This window comes from Pseudorhodoferax aquiterrae, assembly GCF_014652235.1.
GTDB classification, from domain to species: domain Bacteria; phylum Pseudomonadota; class Gammaproteobacteria; order Burkholderiales; family Burkholderiaceae_C; genus Pseudorhodoferax; species Pseudorhodoferax aquiterrae.
Genome location: NZ_BMYK01000003.1, coordinates 74,264 through 97,388, shown reverse-complemented (window position 1 = coordinate 97,388; position 23,125 = coordinate 74,264). Strand labels below are relative to the sequence as shown.

The window sequence follows — 23,125 nt, the reverse complement described above, 5'->3', positions numbered from 1 at the left end:
CGGGCGGCGCGGCAGGGGCGCGGCCGGAAAAACCGCTATTTTCGGGCAAACCCGGATCAGCGCGGGCAGCGGCCGTCGACGGGCATGGACCCGTCGCGGCATTCCGTCAGGATGGGGGCGGGGCTGCGCGGCGCGGCATCGCCCTGCACGTACACGATCTTCTTGCTGCCCATGCCGCAGCTGCCGACCACCTGCCCCGGCGCGCTCTGCGCGGCGTCCACCACCGTCACCACCGGGTTGGCGATGCCGCCCGCGCGGATGCGGGCCTCGATGCCGCTGCGGATGGCTTCGCAGTTGTCGGCGGCCTGGGCGCTGCCGACCAGCAGGCAGAGCAGGGGGATCAGCAAGGGTTTCATCGCGGGGAGTGTCGCAGCTGCAAGAATGCGCCGCGTGACGAAAGTTTCCAAGCTGTCCGGTGCGGCCATGCCCTGCCTGCTGGCTGCGTTCTCGGCCTGCACGCCGGTGCGCGCGCCTCTGGTGGGCTACACCTGCGAGGGCGGCGTGCGGCTGGGCGTGCGCTTCGAGCGCGACCATGCGCTGCTGGCCTTGCCGGGCGGCGGCGAGGCGCGGCTGGCGCAGCAGCCTGGCTTCTGGTACGCCGGCGCCGGCCACCAGCTGCGTGGCAGGGGCCAGGCCCTCCAGTGGACCGTGGGCGAAGCCCAGCCGCTGGCCTGCCTCGTGGTCGGCCCCTGATCAGATCAGGTTGCGCATGGCCTGTGCGGTCTCGCGCAGCACGGGCAGCACGCGCGCGACGGCGTCGTCGCTGCTTTCGTGGCCCATGGGCATGGTGATGTTGAGCGCGCCCAGCACCTCGCCGTTGCGGTCGCGCAGCGGCACGGCGATGCCGCGCGAGTTCAGGTCCAGCTGCTGTTCCGACAGCGACCAGCCCTGGGCGCGGATGCGTGCGAACTCCAGCCGCAGCCGGTCCTTGCTGGCGATGGTGTGCGGCGTGAATACGCGCAGTTCGTGCGTTTGCAACCAGTGCTCGGCCTCGTCCTCGGGGCGCAGGGCCAGCATCAGCGTGCCCGAGGCCGTCAACTGCGCAGGCACGCGCGCGCCCAGCACGTAGCCCGTGTTCATGCTGCGGTTGGGGCCGTTGCGGGCGATGTAGACCACGTCGTCGCCATCCAGCACCGCGAGGTAGGCCGTCTCGTGCGTTCCCATGGCCACGCGCTGCAGGAAGGGCTGGACCACGCGCGGCAGCCGCGCCGACTCCAGGTAGGACTGGCCGAGCCGCAGCACGCGGGGTGTGAGCCAGAACAGCTTGCCGTCGCCGGCCACATAGCCCAGGTGCTGCAGCGTGAGCAGGTAGCGCCGCGCCGCGGTGCGCGTCATGCCGGTGCGCTGGCCGATCTCGCTGGCCGTCATGCGCGGGTGGGCGTCGTCGAAGGCTTCGATCAGGTTCAGGCCGCGGTCCAGGCCGGCGATCCAGTCGCGCCGCTGCAGGCCTGCCGGAATGGGGGCGGTGGGGTTGCTCATCGGTGAAAACCCTTGGTGTGTTCGATAATCGCACGATTTTGTTCGATGATCGATCGGGCGTGGCTCGCCAAGTCTATTCGGCGGGTGCAGGTGCTCTTTAGAGTCCAGCTCGTCGCACCTGCCGTGCGATTGTCGAACGACATCTTGTTTCACCAGGAGACATTGAGCATGAGCACCGCAACCGCTGCGCACGAGCCGCAGGGCCGGCACCAGTCCAAGAAGGCCGCCGCCAGCGGCTGGATCGGGTCGGCGCTGGAGTACTACGACTTCTTCATCTACGCCACGGCCGCGGCGCTGATCTTTCCGCAGATCTTCTTCCCCAAGGGCGATCCCGGCATCGCCATCATCGCTTCGCTGGCCACCTACGGCGTAGGCTATGTGGCCCGCCCGATCGGCGCCTTCGTGTTGGGCCACATCGGCGACACGCATGGCCGCAAGAAGGTGCTGGTCTGGTGCATGTTCCTGATGGGTTTCTCGACCATCGCCGTCGGCCTGCTGCCCACCTACGAGCAGATCGGCCTGTGGGCACCCTTCCTGCTGGTGGTCTGCCGCCTGATCCAGGGCTTCGCCGTGGCCGGCGAAATCTCGGGCGCCAGTTCCATGATCCTGGAGCACGCACCGTTCGGCCGCCGCGGCTTCTTCGCCAGCTTCACGCTGCAGGGCGTGCAGGCCGGCCAGATTTTGGCCGCCGCCGTGTTCCTGCCGCTGGCGCACTACATGCCCGAGGCATCGTTCAACAGCTGGGGCTGGCGCATCCCGTTCCTGCTGTCCTTCATCGTGATCGTGGCCGGCTACATCATCCGCCGCGAGGTCGACGAGACGCCCGCCTTCACCGACAAGACGGAGCAGAAGCAGCGCGCGCGCTCGCCCATCGTCGACGCCTTCAAGTACAGCTGGCGCGACATGCTGCGCGTGGTGCTGATGGCGCTCATGAACGTGATTCCGGTCGTGGCCACGATCTTCGGCGCCGCCTACGCGGTGCAGCCGGCCTACGGCGTGAACTTCGCCAAGGACGTGTACCTCTGGATCCCGGTGATGGGCAACATTCTCGCGGTGCTGGTGATTCCGTTCGTGGGCAACCTGTCCGACAAGATCGGCCGCAAGCCGCCGATCATCGTGGGCTCGCTCGCGGCCGGCCTGCTCGCTTTCGGCTACCTGTACGCCATCAGCATCCACAACGTCACCCTGGCCATCGCCATGTCGCTCTTGATGTGGGGCGTGGTCTACCAGGGCTACAACGCGGTGTTCCCGAGCTTCTACCCCGAGCTGTTCCCCACACGCACTCGGGTCTCGGCCATGGCCATCTCGCAGAACGTGGGCACGGCCGTCACCGCCATGCTGCCGGCGCTGTTCACGCTGGTGGCGCCGCCCGGCGCGCAGAACATCTGGCTGACGGTGGGTGCCATCGCCTTCGGCATCACCGTCATCGCCGCGCTGGCCGCCGCCAGTGCCCGCGAGACCTACCGCATCCACATGCAGGACCTCGGCCAGCCCGACGCACAGCCCGTGCCGCTGGCCGAGTACCAGCGCCTGCGTGCCGCGGCCGTGGCACAGGCACGCGCCGGCAGCTGATGCGCCCGACAATGGCCCTTTCGTCTCCGAAAGCACCGCACACACCATGATCTCCGGCAAGACCACGCTGATCGCCCACCTGGGCTACCCCACGGCCACCTTCAAGGCGCCGATGATCTACAACCCCTGGTTCGAGCAGCAGGGCATCGATGCGGTGGTCATGCCCATGGGCGTGCTGCCCGAGGACTACGCGGTCTCGCTGCGCCAGATCATGCGCTTCACCAACCTGCGCGGCGCGCTGGTCACCATGCCACACAAGGTCGTGACGCTGGACCTCGTGGACGAGGCCACGCCCACGGCGCGCATCGCCGGTGCCTGCAACGCCATCCTCAAGCGGCCCGACGGCAGCCTGCTGGGCGACATGTTCGACGGCGCCGGCTTCGTGCGCGGTGTGCAGCGCAAGGGCCGCAGCTTCAGAGGCGCGCGCGTGCTGGTCTCGGGCGCGGGTGGTGTGGGCTCGGCCATCGCGGCGTCCATTGCCCAGGCCGGCGCGGCCGAGCTGGCGCTGTTCGATGCGCGCGCCGAATCGGCCGAGGCCCTGGCCGCGCGCCTGCGCCAGCACTACCCCAGCCTCACGGTGCGCACCGGCAGCAAGGACCCGGCCGGCTTCGACATCGTCGTCAACGCCACGCCATTGGGCATGCAGGAGGGCGACCCGCTGCCTTTCGACATCGCCCGCATCGCGCCCAGCACCTTCGTCGGCGAGGTCGTGATGAAGAGCGAGTACACACCGCTGCTGCGCGCCGCCATGGACAAGGGCTGTGCCGTGCAGGTCGGCACCGACATGCTGTTCGAGCAGATCCCGGCCTACCTGGAGTTCTTCGGTTTCGGCACCACCACGGCCGAGGCGCTGCGCGCGGTGGCCAAACTGCAGTACTGAGAACCTGTGAACGAGCCGCTCGCACCGCGCGAGGCCCCTTGAGCACCTGCTTCCATCCTGATCGCCGCGCCCAGGGCTGCGCCCTGCGGGCCGGGGCGTGCCAGGCCGCATGCGCGCGTTGCAGTCCTTGCCCGGGCACCAGCCCGGGCGGCGGCCTGCGCCTTCTCCTGCGGCCCGGCCCACCCCGTCGTGGGCGCGATCCGTTCATTCACACGTTCTGAATGCCGCGGCCATGAGCCTCTTCGAGGGCTATCTCTCCACGCCCGAGGCCGTGGCCGCATTCAGCGGCCCCGCGGTGGTGGCGGCGATGCTGCGCTTCGAGGCGGCGCTGGCGCAGGCGCAGGCCGAGGAGGGCCTGGTCCCGCCGGCGGCGGCGCGTTCCATCGTGGACAGCTGCCGCGTCGAGCTGTTCGACGTCGAGAAGATCGTGCGCGACAGCGGCCGCGCCGGCAGCGTGGCCATCCCGCTCATCAAGGCGCTGCGCGAGGCCGTGGGCCTGTTCAATGCCGAGGCCGTGGCCTGGACGCATTTCGGCAGCACCAGCCAGGACGTGATCGACACCGCGCTGGTGCTGGTCACGCGCGACGCGCTGGACCTGCTCGATGCCGACCTGCGGCGCTGCATCGCGTCCCTGCTGGCACTGGCCGAGGCCCATGCCGACACGCCCATGCTGGCGCGCACGCTGATGCAGCCGGCCTCGGTCACGAGCCTGGGCTTCAAGTGCGCCGACTGGGCCGCGCCGCTGGTGCGCGGGCAAAAGCGGCTGCAGCAGGCCGCCGCCGACGCGCTGCAGCTGCAACTGGGCGGCGGCGTCGGCACGCTGGCGCAGATGGGCGTGGATGCTCCGCGCGCAGCCGCCGTGCGCGCACGCGTGGCCGCGTCCCTGGGCCTGCGCGACGGCGGAGGCGCCTGGCACACGCAGCGCGACGACTGGGTGGCGCTGGGCTGCGCGCTGGCCCTGCTGACGGGCAGCCTGGGCAAGCTCGCGGCCGATCTGGCGCTGCTGGGCCAGCACGAGGTCGGCGAGCTCATGGAGCCGGCCGAGACCGGGCGCGGCGTCTCCACCGTGATGCCGCACAAGCGCAACCCGGTCGCGTCCATGGTGGCCTTGTCGGCTGCCCAGCGCGCGCCGCAGCGCGTCGCCGCGCTGCTGGCCGGGATGGTGCAGCAGCACGAGCGCGCGCTGGGCCCCTGGCAGGCCGAACAGGCCGAATGGCTTTCGCTGTGGCTGGCTGCGCTGGGCAGTCTGCGCGCACTGGCGACGGCCCTGCCCGGCCTGCGCGTGGATGCGGCGCGCATGCAGGCCAACATCGACCGCGTCTGCGCCGAGCTGCCGGCCGAGACCGTGCGGGAGTGGTTCGCGCCGGCGCTGGTGGCCATGGCCGGCGACCAAGCGCGCCAGCGCACCGTGGCGCTCAGGCGCGTCGCTGGTTGAACCAGGTTTCGAACGCTTCGGCCGGCATGGCGTGCGCGAACAGGAAGCCCTGCGCGAAGTCGCAGCCTGCCTCCAGCAGCAGGTCGCGCTGCGCCGGGGTTTCCACGCCTTCGGCGATGACGGCGATGCCGAGCTGGTGTGCCATCACGATCATGGCCTTGCACAGCGCGAGGTCGTTGGACTGCGGTGCCAGACCGGCCACGAAGGACTTGTCGATCTTGATGAAGTCGATGTCGTAGCGCTGCAGGTAGGCCAGCGAGGAGTAGCCCGTGCCGAAGTCGTCCAGCGACACGCCGATGCCGGCCGCGCGCAGCGCCAGCAGGTGTTCGGCCACGTTGGTGCTGGGGTCCAGCAGCAGGCTTTCGGTGATTTCCACCGTCATGGCGTGGCGTGGCAAGCCCAGTGCCGCGAGTTCGCGCAGCCAGTGGGCGCGGTCGGCGTCGGTGCGGTGGAACTGCACGGGCGACTTGTTCACGCTGATCTGGAAGCGCGGATCGAGCCGGGAGCGCCACAGCTGCGTCTGCCGCGCGGCTTCGTGAAACACCCATTCGCCGATCTCCACGATCATGCCGTTGGCTTCGGCGATGGGCACGAAGTCCATCGGCGCCATGCGGCCGCGCCGCGGGTGGCGCCAGCGCAGCAGCGCCTCGGCCATGTGCACGGCACCGCTGGCCAGCGCCACGATGGGCTGGTACTCGAGGCTGAGCTGCCCTGCGGGCAATGCGGCGTGCAGGTCGTTGGCCACGCGGGCGCGCCGCTGCGCGCCTTCCTGCAGGGCCGGCGTGAAGTAGGCGAAGCGGTTGCGCCCGGCGCCCTTGGCCACGTAGAGCGCCTGGTCGGCCTGGCGCAGCAGGTCGTCCACGCTCTGGCCGTCTCCGGGATAGAAGGTGATGCCGATGCTGGCGCTCACGAAGGCGGGCTCGTCGCCGAGATGGAAGGCGCGTGCCAGTTCGCGCAGGATGGCCTGCACGATGCGCTCGACCTCGCGCGCATCGTGCAGTTCGGGCAGCACCACGGTGAATTCGTCGCCGCCCATGCGGGCCACGGTGTCGGAGGCGCGCACGCAGCGGCTGAGCCGGTGCGCGGCCTCGACCAGCAGGCGGTCGCCGCCCTCGTGGCCCAGCGTGTCGTTGACGGTCTTGAAGTGGTCCAGGTCGATGAACAGCAGCGCCAGCTGCAGCCGCTCGCGGTCGCAGCGCAGCATGTGCTGGCCGAGCCGGTCGCGCAGCATGCGGCGGTTGGGCAGACCCGTCAGCGCGTCGAAGTTGGCCTGGTGCCAGATCAGCGCCTCGGCCTCCTTGCGCTGCGTGATGTCGGTGTGCGTGCCCACCATGCGCAGCGGCTTGCCCTGGGCGTCGCGGCTGATCACCATGCCGCGCGCGAGCACCCACTTCCAGCTGCCGTCCGCGCACAACACGCGGTGTTCGTTCACATAGCTCGGCGCGTCGCCGTCCAGGTGCGCCTGGCGGTCGCGCAGCATGCGGGCCTTGTCGTCCGGATGCGTGCGCTCGTCCATGCTGTGGGGTGAGGGGCGCAGGTCGTGCTTGCTGAGGCCGTACATCTCCAGGCAGCGGCGCGACATCCTGGCCACGCCCTCGGCCAGGTTCCAGTCCCAGACGCCGTCGCCCGTGCTCTCCAATGCCAGCTTCCAGATCTCGTCGCGCCGGCGCAGCTCGGCTTCGGCACGCACGCGCTCGGTGATGTCCTCCACCGTGCCCTCGTAGAACAGGACGCGGCCCGCGGCATCGCGCACCACATGGGCGTTCTCGCTGACCCAGATGCGTTCGCCGGTCTTGTGGCGGTAGACCTCGGAGACGAAGCCGCGCACGTAGCCCTGGCGTTCGAGCTGTTCGCGAAAGGCCGTGCGCCGCGATGGGTCCACGTACCACTGGCGGCCGATGTCCTGCATCACGGCGATGAGCTCGGCCTCGTGGGCATACCCGTTCAAGCGCACCTGGGCCGGATTGGCGCGGATCTGCCGGCCATCGGGCGAAGAGCGGTAGGCACCGATGGGCAGGAAGTCGAACAGCGTCGAGAAATCGGCGGCCTGGGCTGCCGAGACGGCGCGCACCGGGTGGCTGGAAGGGTCGGCGGTTTCCATGGCGCGGCGTATTGTTCCGGGGAATCGTGCAATTGCGTACATGCATTCGTGCACTTTTGCACGGTATGGCCGGGGGCGTCTCCTAGTTGCGACGCAGCGCCATGCAGCCAGCCAGCGCCACGCCGGCCAGGACCAGCGGAAAGCCGAGCATCGGCGAATGGTCGAGCAGCCACCCGGAGGCCGCCGACGCGCAGGTGCTGCCCAGCGTGTACGACAGCACCAGCACGGCCGTGCTGTTGACCAGGGTGATGCCCTGCTCGCGCGCGCCGATGTCGATCATGGCCAGCGTGTAGAGGCTGCCGGCCGCGCCGCCCCAGACGAAGGCCAGTGGCCAGGCCAGCCAGCCCAGCTGCGTGACGAAGGGCATGGTGCAGGTCGCGGCCAGCGTGGTGGCGGCCAGCGCGCGCATGAGCCGGCGGCGGCCCTGCGCGGGATCGGCGAAGCGGTCGGCCAGGAGGCCCACGGGCAGCATGAGCAGCGCACTGCCCAGACCGCTGGCGGAGACCAGCAGCGCCGCGGCGGCGGCGGTCAGGCCCAGGTTCAGTCCGTACAGCGGCAACACGGAGGTGATGCCGGCCTCGAAGAAGCCGCCGACGAAGCCGGCCAGCATGATGACCGGGTGCGCGCGCAGGGCGGTCCAGACGCCGCGCCAACCCACGTGGGCGTCGTGCGCGTCGTCGGCCGGCGGGACGGGCGGGATCAGAAGGCTGACCAGCAGCCCGGCCCCCATGCAGCCCACGGCGACCCAGGGCGCGGCGGGCGCCTGGGCGCCGACCCAGACCAGCATGGCCGGGCCGATCACGAAGGTGGCGCCCACCATGGTCTCGAACAAGCCTACGTTGCGCCCGCGCGTGCGCCCGGTCGAGAACTCAGCCACCAGCGCCTCGGACAGCACCCAGCGCAGGCCCAAGGCGGCGCCGGCCAGGATCTCCAGCGCGAACCAGATCGGCAGCGCGCGCGTGAGCGCGAAGCCGCAGCAGGCCAGGGCCGGCACGGCCGCCGACAGCCACAGCGTTGGCCTGCGCCCGAGCGCGCGCGTGACCCAGGAGGAGAAGGGCGTGAACAGGAAGATCGCCAGCCAGCCGCTGGCCGCGAACAGCCCGGCCACGGTGCTGGAGACGGCAGCGCCCTTCAGCTGCAGCAGCAGCCAGGGCGTGACCATGAAGTAGCCGACCAGTTCCAGGAAGGTGGAGACGAACAGGGCGGCAAGGCCCAGCGCCGGGGCGCGTGTGGCTGGCATGGCGGCAGGCGTGGCGGTGCGAACAGGTGCAAAGGGGCGCGCATTGTCGCCAACGCTGGCGCTTCTATAATCCGCCGCTTCCGAGGAGCGTTGCAGCGCCGGCATGGTGCGAGGCTCGGATTCCATTTGCAACGACGCTCGCCCACGCTCCGTGCGGTGAGTTCCTTCCCCCCAAGCGTGGTCGTCTTCAACCTGTCCCTGACCGGGATTACGGAGCCGTCATGAACGCCCCCGCTTCTGCCAAGCAACTGCTGAACACCGATTGCGCCATCGCCGACCTGGGCCTCGCCGCCTGGGGCCGCAAGGAAATCGCGATCGCCGAGACCGAAATGCCCGGCCTGATGGCCATCCGCGAGGAATTCGCCAAGAGCCAGCCGCTCAAGGGCGCGCGCATCACGGGCTCGCTGCACATGACGATCCAGACCGCCGTGCTGATCGAGACGCTGCAGGCGCTGGGCGCCCAGGTGCGCTGGGCCTCGTGCAACATCTTCTCGACGCAGGACCACGCCGCCGCCGCCATCGCCGCGGCCGGCACGCCGGTGTTCGCGGTCAAGGGCGAGTCGCTGGTCGACTACTGGGACTACACCCACCGCATCTTCGAATTCACGGGCAAGAACGACGGCCCCAACATGATCCTGGACGACGGCGGCGATGCCACGCTGCTGATGCACCTGGGCGCCAAGGCCGAGAAGGACATCAAGGCCCTGGGCCGCGCCAAGAGCGAGGAAGAGAAGATCCTGCACGCCGCGATCAAGGCCAAGCTCAAGGTCGACCCGACCTGGTACAGCCGCCGCCTGAAGAACATCATCGGCGTGACCGAGGAAACCACCACGGGCGTGCACCGCCTCAACGAGATGTCGGCCAAGGGCGAGCTGATGCTGCGCGCCATCAACGTCAACGACTCGGTGACCAAGAGCAAGTTCGACAACCTGTACGGCTGCCGCGAATCGCTGGTGGACGGCATCAAGCGCGCCACCGACGTGATGGTCGCCGGCAAGGTCGCCGTGGTCTGCGGCTACGGCGACGTGGGCAAGGGCTCGGCCCAGGCCCTGCGTGCGCTGTCGGCCCAGGTCTGGGTCACCGAGATCGACCCGATCAACGCGCTGCAGGCCGCCATGGAGGGCTACAAGGTCGTGACCATGGAGTACGCGGCCGACAAGGCCGACATCTTCGTCACGACCACGGGCAACAAGGACGTGATCCGCTACGAGCACATGGTGGCCATGAAGGACCAGGCCATCGTCTGCAACATCGGCCACTTCGACAACGAGATCGACGTCGCGGCGCTCGAGAAGAACTGCCAGTGGGAAGAGATCAAGCCCCAGGTCGACCACGTGATCTTCCCCAAGGTCGGCAGGAAGCCCGCCAAGCGCATCATCCTCCTGGCCAAGGGCCGCCTCGTGAACCTGGGCTGCGGCACGGGCCATCCGAGCTATGTGATGTCGTCCTCGTTCGCGAACCAGACCATCGCCCAGATCGAGCTCTACACCAAGCCCAAGGAGTACAAGGTCGGCCAGGTCTACGTGCTGCCCAAGCACCTGGACGAGAAGGTCGCGCGCCTGCAGCTGTCCAAGCTCGGTGCCGAACTCACGGTGCTGACCAAGGAGCAGGCCGCCTACATCGGCGTGCCGGTGCAGGGCCCGTACAAGCCCGACACCTACCGCTACTGATGGCGGCGGCGCACACCATGCGCGCCGACCAGCTGCTGGTGGACCGCGGCCTGGCCGCCTCGCGCTCGCAGGCGCAGCGGCTCATCGCCGCGGGCCTGGCCTGGCGCGTGGGCAGCGGGAGCTGGAGGACGGTGGCCAAGAACCGCGACGAAGTGCCGCTGGATGCCGAGCTGCAGTTGCAGGACGATGCCGAGTCGCGCTATGTCTCGCGTGGTGGGCTCAAGCTCGAGGGCGCGCTGCGCGCCAGCGGCGTGGACCCGGCCGGGCTGGTCTGCCTCGATGTGGGGCAGTCCACCGGCGGCTTCACCGACTGCCTGCTGCAGCACGGCGCGGCGCGTGTCGTGGGCGTGGACGTGGGGCACGACCAGGTGCATCCACGTGTGCGCGGCGACGAGCGCGTGCATTGCATCGAGGGCGTGAACGCGCGTGCATTGGAGGCCGACGATCTCGGCGATGAGCTGCCGGACGGGGGCTTCGGCCTCATCGTGGGCGACCTGTCCTTCATCTCGCAGACGCTGGTGCTGCCGGCTGTCGTGCCGTTCCTGGCCGACGACGGCGCCTTGCTGATGCTGGTCAAGCCGCAGTTCGAGCTGCAGCCCGGCCAGGTGGGCAAGGGCGGCATCGTGCGCGACGAGGCCATGTACCCCATCGTGCGGGCGCGCGTCGAGGCCTGCTGCGCCGAGTTGGGCCTGGCCGTGGCCGGCTGGTGGGACAGCGCGATCAGCGGGGGCGACGGTAACCGCGAGTTTTGGATCCTGGGGAGAAAGAAGACATGAACACGGAGTCCAAGCCGGCCTTGCCGGTCAGCTACGAGTTCTTTCCGCCGAAGACGCCCGAGGGCGTGGCCAAGCTGCGTGGCGTGCGCCAGGCACTGTACGCGCGCAAGCCGAGCTTCTGCTCGGTGACCTATGGAGCCGGTGGCTCGACGCAGCAGGGCACCTTCGGGACCGTGGGCGAGATCCTGGCCGAGGGCGTGGACGCGGCCTCGCACTTCTCGTGCATCGGCGCCACCCGGGACAGCGTGCGCACGCAGCTGGCCGAGCTGCGCGCCATGGGCGTCAGGCGCCTCGTGGCGCTGCGCGGCGACCTGCCCAGCGGCTATGGTGCGGGCGGCGAGTTCCAGTACGCGAGCGATCTCGTGGCCTTCATCCGCGCCGAAACCGGTGACGCCTTCCACATCGAGGTGGCGGCCTACCCGGAAGTGCACCCGCAGGCGCGCTCGCCCGAGGCCGACCTGCAAGCCTACGCGGCCAAGGTGCGTGCGGGGGCGGACTCGGCCATCACGCAGTACTTCTACAACGCGGATGCCTACTTCCGCTTCGTCGACGAGAGCCAGCGCCTGGGCCTGGCGGTGCCCGTGGTGCCGGGCATCATGCCGATCGGCAGCTCCACGCAGCTCATGCGCTTCTCGGACGCCTGCGGGGCGGAGATCCCGCGCTGGATCCGGCTGCGGCTGCAGGCCTTCGGCGACGATACGGCGTCCATCAAGTCCTTCGGGCTGGATGTCGTCAGCACGCTGTGCGAGCAGCTGCTGCGCGGCGGTGCGCCGGGCCTGCACTTCTACACGATGAACCAGTCGGCGGCCACGCTGGAGCTGTGCCGGCGCCTGGGCCTGTAGAGCCTTTGACATAGCGCAAGCCGGCGGCCCGTGCGGCCCCGGCGGCGCCGCAAGGGTTGAGGCGCATCAAGCCGCGCGCGCCATGGTCCTCCTGTAATCGGTGCCGGGAGTGTTCCCGGACCGAAGACAGAGAAAAGACCATGAACAAGCAAATGATCGCCGCGGCCGTGCTGGGCCTGGCGGTGACCGCCCCCGCATTCGCGCAGACCGCGGGCACCGGACCCTGGCAGGTGCGCTTGCGCGCCGTGCACCTGAACAGCGACAACGGCGACAGCACGGGCCTCGCTTTGTCCATCAACGACAAGACCATCCCCGAAGTCGACATCAGCTACTTCTTCACGCCCAACATCGCGGCCGAGCTCGTGCTGACGATCCCGCAGAAGCACGACCTGCGCGCAGGCGGCGCGACCATCGGCACGCTGCGCCATCTGCCGCCCACGCTGACGGCGCAATACCACTTCAACCCCACAGGCAGCGTGCGGCCCTACGTGGGGGCTGGCGTGAACTACACGCGCTTCAGCTCGGTGCACCTGCCGGCCGGCGTGGGCATCGACAGGAGCAGTTTCGGCGGCGCCTTGCAGGCCGGCGTGGACATTCCGCTGCCCTACAAGAACCTGGTGCTCAACTTCGACATCAAGAAGGTCTGGCTCGGCACGGACGTGCGGGTTGCAGGCAACAAGGTCGGCAAGTTCGACGTGGACCCGGTGCTGTTCGGCGTGGGCCTGGGCTGGCGCTTCTAGGCGATGCCCAGGGCCCGTGCCAGGGAACGGCCCTGGCGCTCCAGCCGGCGCGAGGCAGGCAGCAGCCGCGCCTGCTGCTGCACGAGGTGCTGCGCCTCGGCCAGCTGGCCGCTGCGCGCGAGCGCATCGATGTAGATCTGCTGGAACAGGTCGCGCTGCGCGTGGCTGCCGCCGATCTCGCGCAGCCGCGGCAGGGCCAGGGCGAGCGCGCGTGCCGCCTCGGCATGCTCGCCGCGCGCATGGGCCATGAGCCCCTGCGCGGCGGGCAGGGCGACCTCGCGCCAGGTGCGGTCGCCGTCGGCGTGCCGTGCCATGTTGGCCAGCAGCCGCTCGGCCTCGGGCCGGCCCGCACGCGCCAGGCCGTAGAGGTACTGCAGGTCGAGGAAGGCCAGCACCTGGTCGGCCACGCGCGGCGCAAGCCAGGGCGCCAGGTCCTGCCAGCGTGGCCCCACCTGTGCACCTGCGAGCTCCAGCCGGGCCAGCAGCGAGACGGCGTTGATCTGGTCCTGCGAATAGGCGGGCAGCACGCCCCAGACCTGCTCGTCGTAGAGCCGCAAGGCATCGTCGAACTGCTCCAGCTCGACTGCGAACAGCGCCGCATGCCACCAGTTGTGCGTGCGCATGAAGGAGTTGAGGCCGGCCCAGTGCGGCGCCATCTCGGCCATGAACCGCTGACCCTCCAGCAGCCGGCCCTCGGTCAGCATCACGTGCGCGAGCGCATGGTGCGCCCAGGGCTCGCCGGGCTCGCCTGCGAGTGCCCGCCGCGCCGCGTCTTCGGCCTCGCGCAGGTAGTGGCATTGTTCCCAGCCGAAGGCCAGCATGCCATGCAGCTGCGGTACCTCGCCAGCGGCCGGCAGCACGGTGCGCGCAAGACGCAGCATGGCGGGGGCGTCGCCGCGGTTGAACAGGTGGTACTGGCCGAGCTTGACCGAGACCAGGTCGCGCGGGAACTCCACCGACTGCTCCACGTGCAGCGCGATGGCACGGTCGATGTCGCCGGCGACCCAGGCCGCAATGGCCGCGACGAAGCGCTGCTCGCGCGGCGTCGCGCGTGGGGCGGCGGCTTGTGCACGCGCGAGGTGCGGCAGAGCCAGCTGGGGCGCATCGGGCGTTTCGGCGAACATCTGCAGCGCCGCGGCATACGCCTGCACCAGGGCGCCGGACTCCTGCTCTGCGATCTCGAGCAGCCGCGCGGCCCTCGGCTCGTAGCGCAGCAAGCCCTGGACGAAATCGTCGACGCGCGCGAGGTGGGCCGCATCGTCCAGCGTGACGGGGTTGCCCAGGCTGTCGACCGGCATGCCCGTCATGCCCGGCTCAACCCCAGGACAGCGCGCCCAGGTCGTTCGCGAAGATCGGCAGGGCGGTCCACAAGCCCTTGACGTTCTTCTTCGCGATCGTCGGGAACTGCGGCTGGTACAGGAAGCCGTTGGCCGCGTCCTGGGCCAGGAAACGCTGGACGTCGCCAAGCAGCTTGTTGCGCTCGGCCAGGTTGCCCGTGGCCATGAGCTTGTCGTACAGCGCGCGGTACTCCTTGGAGTCGTAGCCCCAGTAGTAGTCGGGCTTGGCGTAGTTGTTGAGGTCGAAGGGCTCGACGTGGGAGACGATGGACAGGTCGAAGTTGAAGCCGCCGCCATAGGTGCCCGACAGCCACTGCGCCCATTCGACGTTCTGCGTCTTCACGTTGATGCCGATCTTGGCCAGCTGGGCCGTGATGACCTCGCCGCCCTGGCGAGCGTAGGGCGGGGGCGGCAGCGTCATGGTCAGTTCGATCGGCGTCTTGATGCCGGACTCGGCCATGAGCTTCTTCGCCTTCTCGAGGTCGAAGGGGTTGACGCCCGTGGTGTCCACGTAGCCGGGCGCGCCGGGCACGTAGTGGCTGCCGATGGGCGTGCCGAAGCCGTCGGCCGCGCCGTCGATGACGGCCTTGCGGTCGATCGCGGCCAGGATGGCGCGGCGCACGCGCACATCCTTGAGCGGGCCACGCCGGTGGTTGAAGGCCAGGATGGTCTTGGCGCGCGAGCCAGCCAGGATGGTCTGGAACTGCGGATTGCCCTTGAACTGCGCGACCATGCGCGTGGCGATGCGCGGGAAGGCGTCCACGTCGCCGGCCAGCAGTGCGGCGGCCTGGGCGGCCGGGTCGGAGATGAAGCGAAAACCGATGCGCGAGAGCTTGGACGCGGCCGGGTTGCGGTAGGCCGCCCACTTGCGCAGCCACAGTGCGGCGCCCTTGTTGTAGCTCTCGAGCTGGTAGGGGCCGGTGCCCACGGGCTTGGCGGCGTTGGTGTCCACGCTCTTGGGTTCGACGATGATGGCCGTGGCCTGGCCCAGCGCGAAGGGCAGGTCGGGATCGATCTCCTTGTTCAGCAGCACGACGGTGTAGTCGTCGACCGCCTGCACCGAGAGGTTGGCGAAGGTGCGCTTGTCCTTGTTGGTGCTCTTCTCGCCGCCGGCGCGCTCGAACGCGAACTTGACGGTCTGGGCGTTGAAGGGCTCGCCGTTGTGGAACTTGACGTCCCTGCGCAGCCGGAAGGTGTAGGTCTTGAGGTCGGGCGAGACGTCCCAGCTTTCGGCGAGCAGCGGCACCACGCGGCCGTCGGGCTGGATCTTGGTCAGCGTCTCGTAGATGCTGTAGAGCGTGACCTCCGCGATCGAGGCCGCGGCGCTGACGGTCGGGTCCAGGCCGGTGGGCTCCAGCGTCATGCCCAGCACCATGGCGTCCTTGCGGTTCTGGGCGGCGGCCGGCAGCGCGGCAACCAGGGCACCGGCAGCGCTGGTGGTCAGGACGGTACGGCGGTTCAGCATGTCATCTCTCTCCGAAAAAGAAGGCTTGCGGCACAAACCGCCGGACCATACCTCAAATCGGGCGGCGTTCCGGAGGTTCGGCGCGCGGCACCGCGGCCAGCAATGCCTGGGTGTAAGGGTGCTCGGCGTGCTGGAACAGCTGCGCCGTCTCGCCACGCTCGACGATGAGGCCGCGGTGCAGCACGCAGACCTCGTCGCAGAGGTGGTGCACCACCGCGAGGTCGTGGCTGATCAGCAGGTAGCTCACGCCGTACTTCTCGCGCAGGTCCTGCATGAGGTTGAGCACCTGGGCCTGGACCGAGACGTCGAGCGCGCTGACGGGCTCGTCGGCCACGATGAGCTTGGGCCGCGTGATCAGCGCGCGGGCGATCGCGATGCGCTGGCGCTGGCCGCCCGAGAACTCGTGCGGATACTTGTCCAGGTCGGTGCTGCGCAGGCCCACGGCGGCCAGCATCTCGCCGGCACGCTCGCGCTGTTCCTGCCGGCTGGAGCCCGCCAGTGCGGCCAGCGGCTCGGCCACGATGCGGGCCACGGTCTGGCGCGGGTCCAGCGAGCCGTAGGGGTCCTGGAACACCATCTGGAAGTCGCGCCGCGCGGTCTTCAGCGCCTGCTCGTCGAGCGCATGCAGGTCCTGGCCAAGAAGCCGCACGCTGCCGCTGGTCGGGCGGTCCAGCGCCATGATCAGCCGCGCGATGGTGGATTTGCCCGAGCCCGACTCGCCCACGATGCCCAGGCTGCGGCCGGCCTGCAGCGCAAAGCGCACGCCGTTGAGCGCGCGCACCATGGGCGGCGGACCGAACAGGCGCTCGCGCGGCAGCGCGTAGTGGCGCACGAGGTCCTGCACCTCCAGCAACTGCGTCATGCCGGCACTCCCATGAGTTCGGGCAGCCGGATGCAGCGCACGGCATGGCCGTGCGGCAAGGGCGTGGGCTGCGGCACGGTGGTGTGGCAGGCCGGCACGGTGTGGGCGCAGCGGCCCGCGAACGGGCAACCCGGCGGCAGGTCCACGAGTTCGGGCACGCTGCCCGCGATGGTCGCCAGCCGGTGGCCCTTGGCCGCGCCCAGGGCCGGCCGGGCCGCGAACAGGCCCTGCGTGTAGGGGTGGGCGCGCTCGGCGAACACGGCCGCCGTGGGACCGCTCTCGACCACGCTGCCGCCGTACATGACCAGCATGCGCGAGACGGTCTGCGCGATCACGCCGAGGTCGTGCGAGATCAGGATCAGCGCCATGCCGCGTTCGGCCACGAGCTCGGCCAGCAGGTCCAGGATCTGCTTCTGGATCGTCACGTCCAGCGCCGTCGTGGGTTCGTCGGCGATCAGCAGGTCGGGCCCGCAGGCCAGCGCCATGGCGATCATGATGCGCTGGCGCTGGCCGCCCGAGAACTGGTGCGGGTAGGCATCCAGGCGCTGCGCGGCATCGGGGATGCCCACGCGGTCGAGCAGGGTCAAGGCTTCACGCCGTGCATCGGCCTTGGACAGGCCGCGGTGCAGCCGCAGCGGCTCGGCCACCTGGCGCGCGATGGTGTGCAGCGGGTTCAGCGCCGTCATGGGCTCCTGGAAGATCATGCCGATGCGGTTGCCGCGGATCTTGCACATGGCGGACTCGGGCAGGCCCACGAGTTCCTGGCCGCCGAAGCGGATGCTGCCGCCCACACGCGCGCTGGCGGGCAACAAGCCCATCAGCGACATCACGGTGATGGACTTGCCGCAGCCCGATTCGCCGACGATGCCCAGCGTCTCGCCGCGGGCCAGGTCGAAGGACAGGCCGCGCACGGCGTCGGCCGGGCCGCGCTGCGTGGTCAGGCCGATGCGCAGGTCGCGCACCTGAAGAAGGGGTTCGCTCATCGCGTTCATCGGGCACGGGCCAGTCGCGGGTCGAGCAGGTCGCGCAGGCCGTCGCCCAGCATGTTGAGCCCCAGCACGGCCAGCGCGATCGCCATGCCCGGGAACACCGCCAGCAGCGGCTGCTGGAACATGAGTGTCTGCGCCTCGCTGAGCATGCGGCCCCAGGAGGGCTGCGGCGGCTGCGTTCCCAGGCCCAGGTAGGACAGCGCGGCCTCGGCCAGGATGGCGATGGCGAAACGGATCGTGCTCTGCACGATCAGCGCGGCCGAGATGTTGGGCAGCACATGCTGGAAGGTGATGGCCCAGGCGCCCTTGCCGCAGGCGCGCGCGGCCGTCACGTACTCGCGCGCCCAGACGGCCTTGGCCGAGCCGCGTGCGATGCGCGCGAACATCGGGATGTTGTAGATGCCGATGGCGACGATGGCGTTGACGATGCCGGGTCCGAACACGGCCGTCAGCATGATGGCCGACAGGATGGCCGGGAAGGCCAGCGAGAAGTCCGCCAGCCGCATGATGGCTTCCTCGACCCAGCCGCGCCTGGCCGCGGCCAGGAGGCCCAGCGCCGTGCCGACCACGAGGCCGATGCCGACCGCGATCACCCCCACGAGGATGGACGCACGTGCGCCCACCAGCAGCAGCGAGGCCACGTCGCGGCCGAAGGCGTCCGTGCCCAGCCAGTGGCTGGCCGTGGGGCCTTGCAGCTTGTTCGCCATGTCCATCTCGAGCGGGGCCCAGGGCGTCCAGAGGTAGGAGAGCCCGGCGGCGGCCAGCAGCAGCGCGGTGAGCACGGCGCCGATGACGAAGCTGCGGTGGCGCAGCGCGCGCGACCAGAAGCCGGGGGCTTGGGCAACAGGGAGGACGGCGCTCATATGTCGGACGCCTTCAGGCGCGGGTCGATCACGGCGTAGAGCAGATCGACCACGAAGTTCACGATGACCACCATGGCCGCCAGCAGCATCACGCAGTTGCGCACCACGATCAGGTCGCGGTTGGCGATGGACTGGAAGATCAGCCGGCCCAGGCCCGGCAGGTAGAACACGTTCTCCACGACGATGGTGCCGGCCATGAGTTCGGCGAACTGCATGCCCATGACCGTGACGACGGGGATCAGCGCGTTGCGCAGCACATGGCCCCAGAGCACCGCGCGCTGCTTCAGGCCCTTGGCGCGTGCGGTGCGCACGAAGTCCTCGCGCATGACCTCGAGCACGGCCGAGCGCGTGATGCGCGCGAGGATGGCGGCCTGCACCACGGCCAACGAGAGCGCCGGCAACACCAGGGCCTTGAGGCCTTGCCACAGCCCGTCCAGGCCTTCGCCCCAACCGTCGAAGCCACCGGCCGAGAACCACTGCAGCTTCACGGAGAACAGCAGGATCAACAGGATGGCGAACCAGAAGTTCGGGATCGCAATGCCGACCTGGGTCAGGCCCATCAGGCCGACGTCGCCCAGCTGGTTGTGCCGCGATGCGGCCGTAACGCCGACGATCAAGGCCAGCACCGTGGTCAGCAGCATGGCGACGATGGCCAGCGGCATGGTCAGCGCCAGGCGCTCGAGGATGAGGTCCAGCACGGGCGAGCCGTAGGCGTGGCTGTCGCCCAGGTTGCCCGTCAGCAGGCCACCGATCCATTGCCAGTAGCGTGTCCAGGCCGGCAGGTCCAGGCCCAGCTTGGCGGCCAGTTCGGCCACGGCCTCGGGCGAGGCGTCGGGGCCCAGCAGGATCTGCGCGGCGTTGCCGGGCAGGATGTCGAGCACCAGGAAGACGATGACCGAGGCACCGATCAGCGTGGCGACCAGGGTGGCGAAACGCTTGGCCAGGAACAGGCTCATGGGGCGCCGCGGAATGTTGTGGGCCTTGGGCCTTGTGTGGGGCGGGTCATCGCGGCCGCCATCATAGCGAGCGCTTCGTGGGGCGGGATAATCGCGCCATGGCCCTGACCATCACCGACGAGTGCATCAACTGCGACGTTTGCGAGCCCGAGTGCCCGAACGACGCCATTTCCATGGGCGAGGCGTTCTACCAGATCGCGCCCGAGCGCTGCACCGAGTGCGTGGGCCACTTCGACGAGCCGCAGTGCGTGCAGATCTGCCCCGTGGCCTGCATCCCGGTGCACCCGGACTTCGTGGAGAGCAAGGAAAGCCTGTGGGCCAAGTACCGCAGGCTGCAGGCCGAGGCGGGCAAGCCCGCCGTCGATCAGGCCTGAGGCGGGCCGACGGGCGCTGGCGGCGCCTGCCGCGGCGGCTTCGGCCGTGGGGGCTTGCTGGTGTGGATCTGCATCATGGCCTGCGTGAAGTCGCCCGCCACCAGCAGCGGCAGTGCGCGCACCGACCGCTCGATGCATTCGTCGATCGCGTCGCGGTGCTCGGCCATGGGCTTCTTGAGCACCCAGCTGAGCACCTGGTCCTTGACGCCCGGATGGCCGATGCCCAGGCGCAAGCGCCAGTAGTTGGGCGAACCGAGCTGGGCGTGGATGTCGCGCAGGCCGTTGTGGCCGGCGTGGCTGCCGCCCTGCTTGAGCTTGACCTGGCCCGGCACGATGTCGAGCTCGTCGTGCGCGACCAGCACCTCCTCGGGCGCGATCTTGAAGAAGCGCGCGAGTGCCGCCACCGACTTGCCCGACAGGTTCATGAAGGTCTGCGGCTCCAGCAGCCACAGCGTCTGGCCCTGGTACTGCGCGCGCGCCGCGAGCCCGAAGTAGCTCTTCTCGGGAACGAGCGACACCTTGAGTTCGCGCGCGAGCGCGTCGATGAACCAGAAGCCGGCGTTGTGCCGGGTCTGTTCGTACTCGGCCCCCGGGTTGCCCAGGCCGACGAAGAGCTTGATCGCCATGGCCGCGATTATTCCGCCGAGATCCTGGCGGCGCGGATGATGCGGCCGTTGGCTTCGTGCTCGGCCGCGATCGTGCGTGTGAACTCCGCCGCCGTACCGCCCGTGGGCAGGTTGTCGGTGGCCTGCAGCTTGGCGCGCAGGTCGGGCGTGGCCAGGGCCTTGTTGATCTCGGTGTTGTAGCGCGCGAGCAGTGCGGCCGGCAGGCCCGCCGGCGCGAAGATGCCGAACTGCGAGGACAGGTTGGCCGCCGGCACGCCGAGTTCGGCCAGCGTGGGCACCTGGGGCAGGCTGTCCAGCCGCGCGGGCGAGCCCACGGCCAGCGGACGCAGCTTGCCGCTGCGGATGTGGTTGACGAGCGCCGGGCCGGCGTTGGTCGAGAGGATCTCGAACTGACCACCGAGCGCATCGTTGAGTTGCTGGCCGCCGCCCTTGTAGGGAATGTGCGTGATGTCCACGCCCGCGACCGCGCGCAGCTGCGCAAGCATGATGTGGCCCAGCGAGGCCTGGCCCGAGGTGGCCCAGCGCACGGCGCCGGGCTGGTTGCGCGCGAGTTCGAGCAAGGCCTTGAAATCGGGCGCGGCACAGGCCGGCGTGGCGGCCAGCACCACGGGCGAGACCATCACGCTGGCCACGGGCGCGATGTCCTTGAGCGGGTCGAACGGCGACTTGCCCAGGTGCGGATTCAGCACCAGCGGGCTGACCGCGGAAAATCCCAGCGTGGCGCCGTCCGGTGCTGCCTTGGCCACCATGTCCATGCCGATGCTGCCGCTGGCGCCGGCCTTGTTCTCGACGATCACGGTGGTGCCGAGCTGCGCGGCGAGCTTGTCGGCCAGTGCGCGTGCCACGACGTCGGACACGCCGCCAGCGGGATAGGCGACGACGATGCGCACGGTGGACGGAATGCTTTGCGCTGTGCTGACGAGGGGCAGCGCAGCCAGGGCGCCCAGCACGCTGCGGCGGGACACGTGGAGGTTCATGGATCGGTGTTCAGCGAAAGCGAAAATGAAAACGGCCCGCCGAGGCGGGCCGTCGTGGCGAGGCGCAGAGCTTACTTCTTGCCCTTGCCCTTGGCCGGAGCAGCGGCCGGGGCGGCTGCCGCCGGTGCCACTTCTTCTTCGACCACGGGCGCCGTGGCCGAAGCCAGCACCGGGGCCTTGCGGCCATGGCTGACCCACTTCACGCCCTTGGGCAGCTTGATGTCGGCCAGCGTGACGGTGCCGTTGTTCTTCAGGCCCGACAGGTCGACTTCGATGAACTCGGGCAGGTCGGCCGGCAGGCTGTTCAGCTCGAGTTCGGTCGTCACGTGGTTGACCAGGTTGTGGTCCAGCTTGACGGCGTCGGACTCTTCCTGGCCCTTGAAGTGCACGGGCACCTTCTTGTTCAGGCGGGTCTTGGCATCGACGCGTTGGAAGTCGATGTGCAGCACCAGCTGGCGGAACGGGTGCATTTGCACGTCACGCAGCAGGACCTTGCTGACCTGGCCGCCCAGTTCCATCTCCAGCACGGAGGAGTGGAAGGCTTCCTTCTTGAGGGCGTGCCACAGTGCGTTGTGGTCCAGCTCGATGAGCTGGGGCTCGCCGGAACCGCCATAGACGATGCCGGGGGTCTTGCCCGTGATGCGCAGACGGCGGCTCGCACCCGTACCCTGCTTGGCGCGCTCGAAAGCGACGAATTTCATGGTGAACTCCTGTTGGAACGGGCCGCGACCAGCCTGCGCTCCTGTTGAAAAAACGCCGCCACGCGCGAGGGCGAGGCGGCGTCCGCTTGATGTTCCCGGCTCAGAACAGGTTGTCCTGCTCCGAGAACAGACTCATGACCGACTCGCCCTTGGCAATGCGCTGGATCGTCTCGGCGATCAGCGGCGCCACGGTGAGTTGGCGGATCTTCTTGCAGCCCGCGGCGGATTCGCTGAGCGGGATGGTGTTGGTGACGACGACTTCGTCCAGGGCCGAGCCCTGCGCGATGCGCTCGATGGCGGGGCCCGAGAAGATCGGGTGCGTGCAGTAGGCGTAGACCTTCTTGGCGCCGCGCTCCTTGAGCACCTCGGCCGCCTTCACGAGCGTGCCGGCGGTGTCGATCATGTCGTCCATGATCACGCAGTTGCGGCCGTCGATCTCGCCGATCACGTGCATGACTTCGCTGACGTTGGCCTTGGGACGGCGCTTGTCGATGATGGCCATGTCGCAGCCCAGCTGCTTGGCCAGTGCGCGTGCGCGCACCACGCCGCCCACGTCGGGCGAGACCACGATCAGGTCTTCGTAGTTCTTCTGGCGCAGATCGCCCAGCAGCACGGGCGAGGCGTAGATGTTGTCGACCGGGATGTCGAAGAAGCCCTGGATCTGGTCGGCGTGCAGGTCCATGGTCAGCACGCGGTCGACGCCGGCGGACTGCAGCATGTTGGCCACGACCTTGGCCGTGATCGGCACGCGCGCCGAACGCGGACGGCGGTCCTGGCGCGCGTAGCCGAAGTAGGGGATGACGGCGCTGATGCGTTCGGCCGAGGCGCGCTTGAGCGCATCGACCATGATCAGCAGTTCCATGAGGTTGTCGTTGGTCGGCGCGCAGGTGCTTTGCACGACGAACACGTCCCGGGCACGCACGTTCTGGTTGATCTCGACCGTGACCTCGCCGTCGGAGAAGCGGCCCACGCTGGCTGCACCGAGCGTGATGCCCAGGTGGTGCGCGATCTCGGCCGCCAGACCGGGATTGGCGTTGCCCGTGAAGATCATGAAATCGGGATGGAGGGCCTGCATCACGTGCCTCGGCAGAAATTGCGCCAGAAAAAACAGCGGGCCTGTATCAGGCCCGGCTTGTCAGGTGGCAGGGGAAGAAGGATTCGAACCTTCGCATGCTGGAATCAAAATCCAGTGCCTTAACCAACTTGGCGACTCCCCTACACAGGTGTCCGGCAATGCCGT

General features: G+C 69.4%; 23 protein-coding genes, 1 tRNA gene and 1 riboswitch. Of the genes, 9 read left to right on the top strand and 15 right to left on the bottom strand.

The features are described 5' to 3' along the window. Positions 1–56: 56 nt before the first annotated feature. Positions 57–356 (bottom strand): DUF1161 domain-containing protein, encoded by a 300-nt coding sequence (locus IE209_RS05740; protein WP_189686010.1) that lies wholly within the window; start codon positions 354–356, stop codon positions 57–59. A gap of 34 nt (positions 357–390) precedes the next feature. On the opposite strand from IE209_RS05740, the gene IE209_RS05735 reads away from it, so the two are divergent. Then, complete coding sequence (locus IE209_RS05735) at positions 391–693, top strand: hypothetical protein (protein ID WP_189686009.1); 303 nt, start codon at positions 391–393, stop codon at positions 691–693. Here the strand turns inward: IE209_RS05735 and IE209_RS05730 are convergent, their stop codons facing one another. Further along, on the bottom strand, positions 694–1,479 hold the full coding sequence (locus IE209_RS05730; RefSeq protein WP_189686008.1) for an IclR family transcriptional regulator domain-containing protein: 786 nt from the start codon (positions 1,477–1,479) through the stop codon (positions 694–696). Positions 1,480–1,647: 168 nt separating this feature from the next. On the opposite strand from IE209_RS05730, the gene IE209_RS05725 reads away from it, so the two are divergent. The 3 genes from IE209_RS05725 to IE209_RS05715 all read left to right on the top strand — a co-directional run bounded on the left by IE209_RS05725 (position 1,648) and on the right by IE209_RS05715 (position 5,366). After that, positions 1,648–3,051 carry an MFS transporter gene (locus IE209_RS05725; RefSeq protein ID WP_189686007.1) on the top strand — a complete coding sequence of 468 codons (1,404 nt, stop codon included), beginning with the start codon at positions 1,648–1,650 and terminating at the stop codon, positions 3,049–3,051. Positions 3,052–3,097: 46 nt separating this feature from the next. Then, positions 3,098–3,931 (top strand): shikimate dehydrogenase family protein, encoded by an 834-nt coding sequence (locus IE209_RS05720; RefSeq protein ID WP_189686006.1) that lies wholly within the window; start codon positions 3,098–3,100, stop codon positions 3,929–3,931. A gap of 232 nt (positions 3,932–4,163) precedes the next feature. After that, a complete protein-coding gene (locus tag IE209_RS05715) occupies positions 4,164–5,366 on the top strand; it encodes a lyase family protein (protein WP_189686005.1) in 1,203 nt (400 codons plus the stop codon). Here IE209_RS05715 and IE209_RS05710 read toward each other — a convergent pair. Together IE209_RS05710 and IE209_RS05705 are read right to left on the bottom strand one after the other, a co-directional pair. Next, positions 5,347–7,467, bottom strand: a complete 2,121-nt coding sequence (locus IE209_RS05710; RefSeq protein ID WP_189686004.1) for a putative bifunctional diguanylate cyclase/phosphodiesterase — start codon at positions 7,465–7,467, stop codon at positions 5,347–5,349. The genes IE209_RS05715 and IE209_RS05710 overlap by 20 nt on opposite strands. An 82-nt stretch (positions 7,468–7,549) precedes the next feature. Then, the gene (locus IE209_RS05705) at positions 7,550–8,707 is read right to left on the bottom strand and encodes an MFS transporter (protein WP_189686003.1); all 1,158 of its coding nucleotides are present in this window, start codon (positions 8,705–8,707) and stop codon (positions 7,550–7,552) included. Between the two features lie 76 nt (positions 8,708–8,783). After that, positions 8,784–8,854, top strand: a riboswitch (S-adenosyl-L-homocysteine riboswitch). Between the two features lie 74 nt (positions 8,855–8,928). Here IE209_RS05705 and ahcY point away from each other — a divergent pair. The 4 genes from ahcY (at position 8,929) to IE209_RS05685 (ending at position 12,735) form a co-directional block, all read left to right on the top strand. After that, positions 8,929–10,377 carry an adenosylhomocysteinase gene (gene ahcY / locus IE209_RS05700; RefSeq protein ID WP_189686002.1) on the top strand — a complete coding sequence of 483 codons (1,449 nt, stop codon included), beginning with the start codon at positions 8,929–8,931 and terminating at the stop codon, positions 10,375–10,377. A 17-nt stretch (positions 10,378–10,394) separates the two neighbouring features. Next, the gene (locus IE209_RS05695; RefSeq protein WP_189686406.1) at positions 10,395–11,153 is read left to right on the top strand and encodes a TlyA family RNA methyltransferase; all 759 of its coding nucleotides are present in this window, start codon (positions 10,395–10,397) and stop codon (positions 11,151–11,153) included. Next, positions 11,150–11,995: a methylenetetrahydrofolate reductase [NAD(P)H] gene (metF, locus tag IE209_RS05690; RefSeq protein ID WP_189686001.1), complete on the top strand. Its 846-nt coding sequence runs from the start codon at positions 11,150–11,152 to the stop codon at positions 11,993–11,995. Before IE209_RS05695 ends, metF begins: the two co-directional genes overlap by 4 nt. Before the next feature lie 140 nt (positions 11,996–12,135). Next, a complete protein-coding gene (locus IE209_RS05685; RefSeq protein WP_189686000.1) occupies positions 12,136–12,735 on the top strand; it encodes an OmpW/AlkL family protein in 600 nt (199 codons plus the stop codon). On the opposite strand, the gene IE209_RS05680 is transcribed toward IE209_RS05685, so the two are convergent. From IE209_RS05680 to IE209_RS05655, 6 genes are read right to left on the bottom strand one after another with little or no spacing between them, the layout of a single operon-like run. Beyond that, entirely contained in the window at positions 12,732–14,042 is a 1,311-nt protein-coding gene (locus IE209_RS05680; RefSeq protein ID WP_229882706.1) for a tetratricopeptide repeat protein, read from the bottom strand. The genes IE209_RS05685 and IE209_RS05680 overlap by 4 nt on opposite strands. 7 nt (positions 14,043–14,049) lie before the next feature. Further along, positions 14,050–15,537 (bottom strand): ABC transporter substrate-binding protein, encoded by a 1,488-nt coding sequence (locus IE209_RS05675; protein WP_189685999.1) that lies wholly within the window; start codon positions 15,535–15,537, stop codon positions 14,050–14,052. Between the two features lie 52 nt (positions 15,538–15,589). Next, the gene (locus IE209_RS05670) at positions 15,590–16,399 is read right to left on the bottom strand and encodes an ATP-binding cassette domain-containing protein (protein WP_189685998.1); all 810 of its coding nucleotides are present in this window, start codon (positions 16,397–16,399) and stop codon (positions 15,590–15,592) included. Continuing rightward, entirely contained in the window at positions 16,396–17,382 is a 987-nt protein-coding gene (locus tag IE209_RS05665; protein WP_189685997.1) for an ABC transporter ATP-binding protein, read from the bottom strand. The genes IE209_RS05670 and IE209_RS05665 overlap by 4 nt, the downstream gene beginning before the upstream one ends. A gap of 5 nt (positions 17,383–17,387) precedes the next feature. Continuing rightward, complete coding sequence (locus IE209_RS05660; RefSeq protein WP_189685996.1) at positions 17,388–18,251, bottom strand: ABC transporter permease; 864 nt, start codon at positions 18,249–18,251, stop codon at positions 17,388–17,390. After that, positions 18,248–19,207, bottom strand: a complete 960-nt coding sequence (locus tag IE209_RS05655; RefSeq protein WP_189685995.1) for an ABC transporter permease — start codon at positions 19,205–19,207, stop codon at positions 18,248–18,250. The genes IE209_RS05660 and IE209_RS05655 overlap by 4 nt, the downstream gene beginning before the upstream one ends. A gap of 98 nt (positions 19,208–19,305) precedes the next feature. On the opposite strand from IE209_RS05655, the gene IE209_RS05650 reads away from it, so the two are divergent. Next, positions 19,306–19,581: a YfhL family 4Fe-4S dicluster ferredoxin gene (locus IE209_RS05650; RefSeq protein WP_189685994.1), complete on the top strand. Its 276-nt coding sequence runs from the start codon at positions 19,306–19,308 to the stop codon at positions 19,579–19,581. Here IE209_RS05650 and pth read toward each other — a convergent pair. The 5 genes from pth to IE209_RS05625 all read right to left on the bottom strand — a co-directional run bounded on the left by pth (position 19,572) and on the right by IE209_RS05625 (position 23,102). Next, positions 19,572–20,207 carry an aminoacyl-tRNA hydrolase gene (gene pth, locus IE209_RS05645; RefSeq protein WP_189685993.1) on the bottom strand — a complete coding sequence of 212 codons (636 nt, stop codon included), beginning with the start codon at positions 20,205–20,207 and terminating at the stop codon, positions 19,572–19,574. The two genes, IE209_RS05650 and pth, sit on opposite strands and share 10 nt — an antisense overlap. 8 nt (positions 20,208–20,215) lie before the next feature. Then, positions 20,216–21,184 carry a Bug family tripartite tricarboxylate transporter substrate binding protein gene (locus IE209_RS05640; protein ID WP_189685992.1) on the bottom strand — a complete coding sequence of 323 codons (969 nt, stop codon included), beginning with the start codon at positions 21,182–21,184 and terminating at the stop codon, positions 20,216–20,218. A gap of 71 nt (positions 21,185–21,255) precedes the next feature. Further along, complete coding sequence (locus IE209_RS05635; protein ID WP_189685991.1) at positions 21,256–21,885, bottom strand: 50S ribosomal protein L25/general stress protein Ctc; 630 nt, start codon at positions 21,883–21,885, stop codon at positions 21,256–21,258. Positions 21,886–21,985: 100 nt separating this feature from the next. Next, on the bottom strand, positions 21,986–22,960 hold the full coding sequence (locus IE209_RS05630; protein WP_145548934.1) for a ribose-phosphate pyrophosphokinase: 975 nt from the start codon (positions 22,958–22,960) through the stop codon (positions 21,986–21,988). 65 nt (positions 22,961–23,025) lie between these two features. After that, positions 23,026–23,102, bottom strand: a tRNA-Gln gene (locus tag IE209_RS05625). Between the last annotated feature and the right edge of the window lie 23 nt (positions 23,103–23,125).